The sequence below is a fragment of the Bacteroides sp. OF03-11BH genome (assembly GCF_003604005.1).
GTDB classification, from domain to species: Bacteria; Bacteroidota; Bacteroidia; order Bacteroidales; family Bacteroidaceae; genus Bacteroides; species Bacteroides ovatus.
Map to the genome: position 1 here is coordinate 201,649 of NZ_QTMW01000003.1, position 12,110 is coordinate 213,758.

A 12,110-nucleotide genomic window follows, 5' to 3' on the forward strand; every position below is an offset into this window, starting at 1 on the left:
ACCATGATGAAAAAAAGGTTGATAGCGTGTGGGGTGTGCCTTTGGACGGCGTTTTGCATGCTTGAGGCGAGGAATGAGAAGCCTGCCGTATATAAAGACGCGAAAGCTCCGACGGAGAAGCGTGTGGAGGATTTACTCTTGCGCATGACAATGGAAGAGAAAGTGCTTCAACTGAGCCAGTATGTTGCGGGACGGAATACGAACGCGAACAATATTGGTGAGGAGGTGAAGAATATCCCTGCGGAAATCGGTGCGCTTCTTTATTATAGCACTAGTCCCCACCTGCGTAACAACATACAGAAGAAAGCTATGGAAGAGTCGCGGTTGGGGATACCTGTACTGTTCGGGCACGATGTGATTCACGGATTCCGTACTGTTTACCCGATTTCCATTGCGCAGGCTTGTTCGTGGAATCCGGCTTTGGTGGAGAAAGCTTGCGCCATGGCTGCCAGGGAAGCGCGTCTGGCAGGACTGGACTGGACGTTCTCGCCGATGATTGATGTGGCACGCGATCCTCGCTGGGGGCGCGTTTCCGAAGGATATGGGGAAGACCCGTATACGAACGGAGTTTTTGCTGTCGCTTCAGTGAAAGGATATCAAGGTAATAATTTGGCGGACGGGGAGCATATTGCCGCTTGCCTGAAACATTATATCGGTTATGGAGCTTCGGAAGCGGGACGTGACTACGTATATACGGAAATCTCTCCGCAGACTCTTTGGGATACCTATATGCTTCCCTATGAAATGGGAGTGAAGGCGGGTGCCGTTACCCTGATGAGTGGCTTTCATGATATAAGCGGTGTACCCGCCTCTGCCAATCATTATACGATGAGAGAGGTATTGAAAGGTCGTTGGAGTCATGACGGATTTGTAGTTTCGGATTGGGGTTCCATTGTACAGTTGATTTCCCAGGGAGCGGCGGAAGACCTGAAGGAAGCCAGCGAAAAAGCAATCATGGCAGGCGTGGATATGGACATGATGTCCCGCGGATATGACAAATACCTGAAAGAACTAGTAGGGGAGGGCAAGGTGCCGGTGGAGATTGTGGACGATGCCGTTCGCCGCATCCTTCGTTTGAAGTTCCGCCTGGGCTTGTTTGAGAATCCTTACATAAGAGAGACGACAGAAAAGGAGCGCTTCTTGCAGCCGGAAGATATAAAAATAGCAGAGAAATTGGCGGAAGAGTCTTTTGTGCTGTTAAAGAACAAGGAGAAACGTTTGCCATTGGCGGCGGATACAAAGGTGGCGGTCATAGGTCCGTTAGGTAAAAATCGCTGGAACTTGTTAGGCTCCTGGACTGCTCACGGCAAGGACGGTGATGTGGTAGGAATTTATGACGGGCTGAAACTGGAACTGAAAGACTTGTCACAACTGCTGTATGCCAAAGGATGCGACTTTGACGGTAAGGATGAATCGGGCTTTGCCGAAGCTGTCGCTACGGCCGGGAAGGCGGATGTCATCCTGCTTTGTCTAGGTGAAAAGCGGAACTGGAGCGGGGAGAATGCTTCGCGTGCTTCCATTGCCTTGCCGAAGATACAGGAGAAATTAGCGATGGAACTGAAGAAGACCGGCAAACCGATTGTGCTGATTCTCTCCAACGGACGTCCGTTGGAACTTTGCCGTCTGGAGCCGGTTTGTGACGCCATTGTTGAAATCTGGCAACCGGGCATTGCCGGAGGCAAACCGCTTGCGGGCATTTTGACAGGAAGAATCAATCCTTCCGGCAAGTTGCCCATTACTTTTCCGTATGCAACCGGACAGATTCCCATCTATTATAATCGGCGGCAGAGTGCCCGTCCTCATCAGGGCAAGTATCAAGACCTGACGATAGAACCGCTCTATGAGTTCGGACATGGATTGAGCTACACTACTTTTGAGTATGGCGACCTCAAGGCATCTGCTACTCAACTAAAAAGGGGAGATAAACTGTCAGTAGAAGTTGCGGTGACCAACACAGGCGACAGGGATGGTGCGGAAACTGTCCATTGGTTCATTACAGACCCTTATTCAACGATTACCCGTCCGGTAAAAGAATTGAAATATTTTGAGAAGCAAACGATTAGGGCCGGTGAAACCAGAACTTTCAGATTTGAAGTGGATTTATTACGTGACTTGGGCTTTATTGATGGAGACGGTAAACGCTTTTTGGAAAAAGGTACTTATTATGTACAAGTGAAGGATAAAAAGGTGAAATTGGAATTGATAGACTGAAAGTAAAGAATTGATAATATGAGAAAGATATTCTTGTTAAGCGCATACCTTTTATGCAGTGTTTTCGTGAGAGCGGTAGAAATCCCTTTCCAAAAGTCCGAAGTTAAGTCTATCATGAGAAAGGTTGCGGATTGGCAAATTGCCAATCCACATCCGGCTCCTGAACATGACGACCTGAACTGGCCGCAAGGTGCTCTCTATGTCGGTATGGTCGATTGGGCTGAATTGGCAGAGAAAGAAGACGGTGATGATACTTACTATAAATGGTTGACCCGTATAGGTCGCCGGAATTGCTGGCAGCCGGACAAACGGTTTTATCATGCTGATGATATTGCCGTGTCACAATCCTTTTTGGATTTATATCGCAAATATAAGGATGAAGAGATGATTGTACCAACATTGGCTCGTACGGAATGGATTATCAATCATCCTTCTAAAGGCAGTTTCAAATTAGTGGAAGGTGACTTGAAAACTTTGGAACGGTGGACTTGGTGTGACGCCCTCTTCATGGCTCCCCCTGTATATGCCAAACTGTATATGCTGACCGGAGACAAGAAATACATCAAGTTTATGAACCGTGAGTATAAAGCGACTTATGATTACTTGTTCGATAAGGAAGAAAATTTATTCTACCGTGACTGGCGCTATTTTGATAAGCGTGAAGCTAATGGCAAGAAAGTCTTTTGGGGTCGTGGTAATGGTTGGGTGCTTGGTGGTCTGGTTGAAATATTGAAAGAGTTACCTCGAAAAGACAAGAACCGCAAATTCTATGAGGAACTGTTTGTGAAACTGGCTACACGGATTGCCGGATTGCAGCATCCTGATGGCTTCTGGCACGCAAGTCTGTTAGACCCTGCTTCTTATCCGTCACCGGAAACCAGTTGCACTACTTTTATAGTTTATTCCATAGCCTATGGTATTAACGAAGGGTTGTTGGATAAGGTGACTTATCTTCCTGTGATGATAAAGGGATGGAAGGCATTGTTATCGGCAGTGGAACCGGATGGGAAACTAGGCTATGTGCAGCAAATCGGTGCTGATCCGAAGAAAGTGACTCGTGATATGACGGAAGTTTATGGAGTCGGCGCTTTCTTGATGGCGGGCAATGAAATCTATAAAATGGCAAGATAATTTGTGTCTTTATGGAGAAGAACTGTAGCAAAACTAAAAAGCTCGTTCTGTAAGGTCCAGATGGTAGCTGTTAAGTGTGGAAGAGCTATATCAAACTCCGTTTTCCGAGTGATGATATAGCTTTTCTCATTGTTGGGGGAAAATAGGCTAATTGATAAAGAAAGTTAATATTATGAGACTTGACCTATATAATACATAAGAATTCTGCGCCTGTCAATATATAAAATAAACACATAGCGAAAAAGTAAATTTGGGCAAAGCGTAGCGAATTAGCTGATAGAGCGTTCGTTACGCTTTGTTTTTCTATGGGGCAGAGCCAACGAAATACCACCTCGAAGCCAAACGGTGCAGAAGTTCAGTTACCACCTCGTTACTCCCGTAACGGATGCAGATTTCTTGCTAAAAGGTTCTTTTTCTGCGTTTTGTGTTGATTTACATAGCTGTCGGTAACTCACTAAGAACTAATTTTGTAACCAAAAAAAGGAGTGAGTTATGCGAAGTACATTCAAGGTATTATTTTACGTGAAGAAAGGCAGCGAGAAGCCGAACGGCAACCTGCCTCTGATGTGCCGTATCACGGTGGACGGCGAGATTAAACAGTTCAGTTGCAAGATGGACGTTCCCCCACGCTTGTGGGATGTGAAGAACAGCCGTGCTTCGAGCAAGAGCGTCGAAGCGCAGAGAATCAACCTTGCAGTAGATAAAATCCGTGTGGAGGTAAACCGCCGCTATCAAGAGTTAATGCAGACGGACGGTTATGTTACCGCCGCCAAACTCAAAGACGCCTATCTCGGTATCGGCATCAAGCAAGAAACCTTGTTAAAGCTATTCGAGCAGCACAACGCCGAATTTGAGAAGAAAGTCGGGCACAGCAGGGCGCAGGGTACATTTACCCGTTATCGGACGGTCTGCAACCATATTCGGGAGTTTTTGCCCCATACCTACAAGAGAGAGGATATTCCGTTAAAGGAACTCAACCTTACGTTTATCAACGACTTCGAGTATTTTTTGCGCACGGAGAAGAAATGCCGCACCAATACCGTGTGGGGCTACATGATTATGTTGAAACACATAGTTTCCATTGCGAGGAACGACGGGCGTTTGCCGTTCAATCCCTTTGCCGGATATATCAACTCTCCCGAAAACGTGGACAGGGGCTACCTCACCCAAACGGAGATACAGACGCTCATGAACGCACCCATGAAGAACGCCACCCATGAACTTGTACGGGACTTGTTTGTCTTTTCTGTGTTCACGGGTTTGGCGTATTCAGACGTGAAGAACCTCACCACCGACCGCCTGCAAACATTCTTCGACGGCAATCTTTGGATAATCACCCGAAGAAAGAAGACCAACACCGAATCGAACATCCGTCTTTTGGACGTTCCCAAACGTATCATAGAGAAATACAAGGGGCTGGCTCGGGACGGTCATGTTTTCCCCGTTCCGAGTAACGGCAGTTGTAACAAAATACTCAAAGATATAGGCAGACAATGCGGCTTCAAGGTGCGTTTGACCTATCACGTTGCACGCCACACGAACGCCACGACCGTACTTTTGTCGCACGGCGTACCCATCGAAACGGTGAGCCGCCTTTTGGGACACACGAACATAAAAACCACCCAAATTTACGCCAAAATCACCGCCCAGAAGATAAGCCAAGACATGGAAACCCTGTCGCACAAGTTGGAGGATATGGAGAAGAATATCTGCCGAGCCATCTAATTAAAAACAGAATACCGATGAAAGAAGAAAGGAATATTATCACGATGGACGGGCAGGGCAATATCTTCCTGCCGAGCGATATAGGTGCAACCGCCATGACCGAGTGGGAAATCTGCGAACTGTTCGGGGTTATCGCCCCGACGGTTCGGGCAGGGATAAAGGCACTCTGCAAAAGCGAAGTTTTGAATATATATGATATAAAGCGCATTATCCGCATATCGGACAGATACAGCGCGGAGGTTTACAACCTCGAAACGATAGTCGCCCTTGCTTTCCGTATCGAATCGTTCGGGGCGGCGAAAGTCCGCAGGGCATTATTGGAAAGGATTATACACGGGCGAAAAGAGAAAACGACGGTATTCGTGTCGGTTGTTTCGGACGGCAAGCCCAACAGCCGTTGGAAAGCATGATGATATATCAACATACCAACATGCAAACATACCAACATACCAACATGCAAATCTATCACTATGGTGATATATATTGCAGGTTCTATTCCTCTTTTCAGAGGAAAGCGGAGCAATCATTTCCGTTTACAAAGGCAAAGCAAGCACGGGGCTTTATGTCGGCTAAAAGGTCGGGCGGCTGCGCCGTTTCCCGATAAATCTTCCTCTCGCTTCGCTGCGAGCGTATTTATCGGGAAAACCTTGTATCCGACCGCCCCATGCAAAAGAGCCTTTGAAAACGGAAACGACCGCCCACATCCACCGACCGAAAGGGAAAAAATTAGGTGGGGTTATATGGGTAAGCAGGTGGTAGGAACAGCCACCGCAGAAAGGCAGACGGACGGCACGCCGCAGGGTATTTACGGAGAAAATACCGTAGCTTATTAGGGAATTTTCCGAGCCGCAATACTACGTATCGCTGAAAATTCCCCAATAAGGCAAGGGGCAAGCCCCTCTGCACACCCCATCGGGGACGGCATTTGCCGCCCCCGAAGATACAAAAAATCATTGTTTCACAAGCCAAAAAAGAAAGGAAGAATATATGGGTTTCGTAGTTTTACACATGGAAAAGGCGCACGGCAGCGACAGCGGAACGACCGCACATATCGAGCGTTTCATCATACCGAAGAACGCCGACCCCACACGCACACACCTAAACCGCAGACTCATCGAATACCCCGACGGGGTGAAAGACCGTTCGGCGGCTATACAGCAGAGATTAGAAGAAGCGGGGCTGACACGCAAAATCGGAAGCAACCAAGTACGGGCTATCCGCATCAACGTATCGGGAACGCACGAGGACATGAAGCGGATAGAAGAAGAGGGGCGTTTGGACGAGTGGTGCGCCGACAATCTGAAATACTTCGCCGACACGTTCGGAAAGGAGAACATCGTGGCGGCTCACCTGCACAGGGACGAGGAAACACCGCATATACACGTTACGCTCGCCCCCATCGTCAAGGGAGAGCGAAAGCGCAGGAAAAGGGAGGAACAGACGAAAAAGCGATACCGCAAGAAACCGACCGACACCGTGAGGCTGTGCGCAGACGATATTATGACACGGCTGAAATTGAAGTCCTACCAAGATACCTATGCCGTGGCGATGGCGAAATACGGGATGCAAAGGGGCATAGACGGCTCGAAGGCTCGCCACAAGTCCACGCAGCAGTATTATCGGGATATACAGAAACTCGCCGACAACCTCAAAGCGGAAGTGGTGGATTTGCAACAGCAGAAAGAAACGGCACGGGAAGAACTAAGACGGGCGAAAAAAGAAATACAGACCGAGAAGCTGAAAGGGGCAGCAACCACCGCAGCCGCCAACATCGCCGAGAGTGTCGGTTCTCTTTTCGGCAGCAACAAGGTCAAGACATTGGAAAAAGAGAACATCGCCCTGCATAGGGAGGTAGCCGACCACGAGGAAACCATCGAAGCCCTGCAAGACAGAATACAGAACATGCAGGCAGACCACAGCCGACAGATGGCAGAAGTAGAACGGAAGTACCGCAGGGAGATAGCGGACAAGGAAACGAAGCACAAGGAGGAAATATCTTTCTTGAAAACGGTAATCGCAAGGGCGGCGGCATGGTTTCCCTATTTCCGTGAAATGCTCCGTATCGAAAACCTATGCCGCCTTGTGGGATTCGATGAAAGGCAAACCGCAACGCTCGTCAAGGGAAAGCCGTTGGAGTATGCAGGGGAACTTTACTCGGAGGAACACGGACGGAAATTCACGACCGAAAAGGCAGGGTTTCAAGTCGTGAAAGACCCCACGGACGGGACGAGACTGGTTCTTGCCATTGACCGAAAGCCCATTGCCGAGTGGTTCAAGGAAAAGTTCGAGAAGTTAAGGCAGAACATACGCCGACCTATACAACCGCAAAAAAAAGGTAGGGGAATGAAGATATAACCGTTTTATCTTGCTGGAAAACAATAAAAAAGTGCTGTTCATAATGCCTTATGAATGGCACTTTTTATATATTTGCACACAAAATAAGGATAGAGCAAATAAAAGTAAATACAGAATCGTAAAATTTGATAGATATGAAAACTCAAAAATTAGAAATACTGATATTATTTCTCTGTATATTCGGCTTTATAGGTTGTGATAACAAAGATGAAGAGGGTGAGAAAGTGACAGACTACAAGGAATATTCTTTAACCATTGCATCAAAGAAGATACCCGGTGTTTGTTGGTCAGACGGATTTAATTATTTGTCTGATGTATATGCCGTAAAGAAAGAAAATGCCCAAGAATGGGAGAGCCTTGGAGTCATTGATGAATTTGAGTTTGAGAAAGGATATGAATATAAGGTAAAAATCAGTGAAACAAATTATTTGGATTATAGCATGGGAAATCCCGCATGGACGGAATATGAACTACTTGAAATAATATCTAAAGATAGGAAAGATTCAGAAAATTTGCCTTTACATTTTATCCCTAAATCATACTATGAGAATGTACAGCTTCCTAAATACAGATATGTAGTAGATGCAGATAATAATCAAAAACTTATTGAAGAAGAATTGAAAAAAAAATCTTTTATTCCTTTGGATTTTCATTATATGCTTTGGCGGAGCGAAGACAAATTCCTAAGATGTATTGCAATAAAAGACGATAATAATACATTGGGACCGTGTATTATAAAAAACGAAAACAAAGCCCCGGAAGAAATGCCAGAATCTTACAAATTACTTCCTCCAGAAGGAAATGTGTTTGGTTATGGGAAATGGACTTTTTTAGATGAACATGGAAATGAAACGAATTATCTTTCATTTGATGTGTTTATGGGTCGTTCTGCTAAATCAAGAAACGTAGATTTAACCCCCGATGTAGCTTATCTTTATAAAGACCTTTCTGAATACTACAAAAATAAATATCCGCAAGCCGGAGTGAAAACAGTTGTGGTTTCTTATGCCATTTCTATTAAATAACATAAAATCTTCAGCGAGCATCAATCATCCTAATTATAGTCAAACAGAATTGGTTTGAGAGGGATTTAAATCGTAATTTGTTGATAATCAATTCTTTTTTGTGTAAAATTCTCAAAATAACGCAGTTTGACTATATCATTGCAACTATTATAAGAATCTATTAAAATGAGAACTATAGAATTAAGCACAAAAAAACGTATGAAAAGAATAAATCTGACCGTTTTGTTGTTAAGCGGTGTCTGTTTGTTATGCCAACCCCTTCAAGCCCAGCAGAGCATTGATGCTTGTGACGGTCGTACTTATAAAGTAGGCGACACGCTCCGTATTGGCGAACCATTGCCTTCGGGCTATCTATTTATAAAGCAGATAAACGCCGATAATAAATTCGACAAGTTGAATCCGAAAAACTCAACCGGACGGACTGCCGTCATTACCGACATACCTGCTTACCAGCCCAAACTCTATCAACAGTTCGGCATTTACCAACAGCCGGAAACGCCCCAAATAGTCTTTGCCGAACAGGGCGATTTCAAGATTGGCGTATATCTAAACATGGCTTTAACCAAAGGAAACATCATGTCCGGACATCATGTTTCCCATATGGATGGAGCTGTCGACCTTACCCCGGCTATCTTGTTCGCCTACACACATAAACTTTACGGCAAACCTATCGACACAGCATCAGTCGAGACCTATGCCTCTCTCTCTGCTCCCCAACAGTATGCAGAAGCAGCCAATGACCCGTTTGCATTGGAAGAACTTCGTACAACATATCGGAAAGAACTGGAACAAGCTGTGGCAAATGCAGATTTCAATAAGGTTTTCCGTATCAAATGTTTGTCGGAACTCCAAATGTACGACATCAATCAACAGCGTTTCCCGCTTTCGGGCTTAACGTGTGTCAATGTGGAAACCAAGCAGAACAGAGAATTATCCCAACAAGGTTATTGCTTATGGGGAAGTTGTGCCTTTCATTTCACTAACGCTCCGTCATTTGCCACCCTACCTTGCAAAAAAAACATTGCCCAAGGCATTTATACTATGCGTAAAATGACCTCGGCGACCTTGCCACCAACAGCTACCCTATACGTATATGTGCGCATCCTCCAACAGCCAGTATCACTTCCTGATAAACGTACCATGGTGATGTGTCCCGGAACATCATTCGATTTCGAGTGGTCAACACTCCGTAAAGCATACGGTCAAAAAGCTTTGAACATGGAAATTATACAAACGGACGGTTATTATAATGTCTTCCCTTATAACATACAAGAAGTGACATACAATTATCTTGGTACACAAACGCTACCTAAAAAGAACAATAAATAGTAATATGAAACTAAAAAACATCATTCAGACTACATTGCTAACAATCGTCTTGACATCATGTTATACATCCAGTCGAATAAGTAAATTCAGCTCTGAAAATATAAATTTGGGCATAGATAAAAATCTTTTCATAAAAAGATATGGAAAGCCTTTTAATAAGGAAATATCCTATACACAAGACAATCAAGAGAAAGAAAAACTCTTCTATAAAGAAGAATTAAACAAAGGTACATGGTATATTATAACAACAGCTTTTACTTTTATTGATGATAAACTTATAAAGCAAGAGGTTGTAAAAGAAGAAAGGACTTTTCAAAAATGTGATTGTAATAAATAAGCTATGCCTCCGGTGGGATAACTCGCTGGGGGCTTCTTACATTTTCTGTTTTTTTTCAATCAATTTTATAAAATTGCCGTCACAGTTCGTACTTTCGGAAAAAGATATTATATTTGCAAATGAAAGAGTTATTTGACAGCATAGCAATGTAAAACGCTGAAAATTGCACGGTTGCTAACTCGTTACCGCTACTTCTCAAATAATTCGCTAAGAGTTTATTCTTCAATCGGTTAAGTCAAACCGAGAAAAATCTAAAATAGTAATCTAATTAAATGGAAGACCTGGAAAGAGAACTTTTGTTGATTTCCAAAGGGGATGAACTGGCTTTTAACAGTTTTATGAACCGATATTCGAAGAGGTTATACTATCACGCTTTTGGTATCCTTAGTAATAAGGAAATGGCGGAAGAAGTGGTAGGCGATGTTTTCTTTGAAGTGTGGAAACTACGTAGTACGCTTTTGGAAATTGCCAGTATGTCGAGTTGGTTGAATACGATTGTTTATCGTAAATCAATCTCTTATTTGCGTAAAGAGGTGAAGAGTAATCAGGAGATCTCTTTTGAGGAACTTCAGAATTTCTCTTTCCCTGATATGCAGACTCCGATGGATGATATGCTTTCGCGTGAAGAGATACAGTGTTTGAATGAAGCAATCAATAGTTTGCCGCCCAAGTGCAAGCATGTATTCTTCCTGGCAAAACTGGAACAAATGCCTTATGCGGAAATTGCGCGTATGTTGCAAATTTCACTTCCTACAGTGAACTACCATATAGGGTATGCTATGAATGCTTTGCGAAAGAGACTTGTAGGCGGGTGATTCAGAAAAAAACAGCACTGAAAGAAAAAAAGTGGAAATTAAACCTATAGATAAATTCAACCTCTGCGTCTTTATAAATAGAAAGAAGTTTTAGGTGAAAAGATTGTTTGCAGGAAAAAGAAATTGAAAGGATAAAAAGAATTGAAGATGGATAAAGATATAAATGATTATAAATATGGTGATTTGCTGGACGACATCAAGTTGAAGTCGTTCATACAACATAGCACTCCGGCTGAGATAGATATCTCCGCCATTAAGAAAAGAGCTTTTTTGAAAATGCACCAACAAGAGCGTAAATCTAGGCAGAGACGCATTATGATGTATGTTGGCTCGGTGGCTGCGACGCTGCTTCTTTTAATAGGTATTAAATATATAATCGGGGAGAATACAACGGACGGTTTGTACCGTGCGGAAGTTATGGAAATGATGGCTGATGTTTACGATGAAGAGGTCGAAGTGCCTGTTGGCGAAAAGATGACGTTGATGTTGGCAGATGGTACCAGAATCATAGCCAATTCGCGTACCGTTGTCCGCTATCCCAAACGTTTTAATGGCGAGTATCGTGAGGTATACGTGAAAGGTGAAGCCTACTTTGATGTGGCACACGATGCGGAGCATCCTTTTTTAGTTAATTCTGATAATTTTAGAGTGAAGGTGCTTGGAACTAAATTTAATGTGAACAATTACGATGCTTCGGATTCGCAGGTTGTGTTGGTACAAGGTTCGGTAGAACTCAAAACGTCCAACAATGACAGGGTTCGCATGAAACCGAATGAACTGGTAAATTTGCAGGAGGGTGGTTTTGCTGAGAAACGGTTAGTGAATACCGATGAATATACTTGCTGGATGCAAGGGATGATAAACCTTGCCGGTGAAAGTGTAGAGTCTGTAGCCCAACGGCTCAGTCATTATTACGGAGTGACTATTCTGTTTGATGATAAGATGTCGGCTAATAAACTTTATGGCAAACTAGTACTTGACGATCAGGTAAAGGATGTATTGAAAGCCATTGAAACCATGACGCAAACCCGAATGAAAATTCATGGTGATACGATCTACTTAGTGAAGGAGTAATTATATTTGTTATTGATTATTCCTGAATAAAATAATTACATAGAAACTTATTATTAACCAATTTATAATGCCTTCATAGCAAGGTAGAGGAAACTTATACGCCTTCTC

General features: G+C 43.9%; 10 protein-coding genes. All 10 read left to right on the top strand.

Features of this window, described 5'->3' with window-relative positions; translation table 11 throughout:
* The first annotated feature begins 6 nt into the window (after positions 1–6).
* Positions 7–2,211: a glycoside hydrolase family 3 N-terminal domain-containing protein gene (locus tag DXA54_RS03610; protein WP_165863219.1), complete on the top strand. Its 2,205-nt coding sequence runs from the start codon at positions 7–9 to the stop codon at positions 2,209–2,211.
* Positions 2,212–2,229: 18 nt separating this feature from the next.
* The gene (locus tag DXA54_RS03615) at positions 2,230–3,342 is read left to right on the top strand and encodes a glycoside hydrolase family 105 protein (RefSeq protein WP_004311188.1); all 1,113 of its coding nucleotides are present in this window, start codon (positions 2,230–2,232) and stop codon (positions 3,340–3,342) included.
* A gap of 492 nt (positions 3,343–3,834) precedes the next feature.
* The gene (locus DXA54_RS03620) at positions 3,835–5,067 is read left to right on the top strand and encodes a site-specific integrase (protein WP_118425418.1); all 1,233 of its coding nucleotides are present in this window, start codon (positions 3,835–3,837) and stop codon (positions 5,065–5,067) included.
* A 17-nt stretch (positions 5,068–5,084) separates the two neighbouring features.
* On the top strand, positions 5,085–5,477 hold the full coding sequence (locus DXA54_RS03625; protein WP_054856488.1) for a hypothetical protein: 393 nt from the start codon (positions 5,085–5,087) through the stop codon (positions 5,475–5,477).
* A gap of 577 nt (positions 5,478–6,054) precedes the next feature.
* Positions 6,055–7,422 (top strand): MobV family relaxase, encoded by a 1,368-nt coding sequence (mobV, locus tag DXA54_RS03635; RefSeq protein WP_118425416.1) that lies wholly within the window; start codon positions 6,055–6,057, stop codon positions 7,420–7,422.
* Between the two features lie 134 nt (positions 7,423–7,556).
* Positions 7,557–8,447 (top strand): DUF4377 domain-containing protein, encoded by an 891-nt coding sequence (locus DXA54_RS03640; RefSeq protein ID WP_008141172.1) that lies wholly within the window; start codon positions 7,557–7,559, stop codon positions 8,445–8,447.
* Between the two features lie 198 nt (positions 8,448–8,645).
* Positions 8,646–9,776 (top strand): DUF4852 domain-containing protein, encoded by a 1,131-nt coding sequence (locus DXA54_RS03645; RefSeq protein WP_054861810.1) that lies wholly within the window; start codon positions 8,646–8,648, stop codon positions 9,774–9,776.
* 4 nt (positions 9,777–9,780) lie between these two features.
* Entirely contained in the window at positions 9,781–10,113 is a 333-nt protein-coding gene (locus DXA54_RS03650; RefSeq protein ID WP_008141174.1) for a hypothetical protein, read from the top strand.
* Positions 10,114–10,385: 272 nt separating this feature from the next.
* Positions 10,386–10,928: an RNA polymerase sigma factor gene (locus DXA54_RS03660; RefSeq protein ID WP_004311189.1), complete on the top strand. Its 543-nt coding sequence runs from the start codon at positions 10,386–10,388 to the stop codon at positions 10,926–10,928.
* Positions 10,929–11,075: 147 nt separating this feature from the next.
* Positions 11,076–12,002: a FecR family protein gene (locus tag DXA54_RS03665; RefSeq protein ID WP_004311190.1), complete on the top strand. Its 927-nt coding sequence runs from the start codon at positions 11,076–11,078 to the stop codon at positions 12,000–12,002.
* The last annotated feature ends 108 nt before the right edge of the window (positions 12,003–12,110 follow it).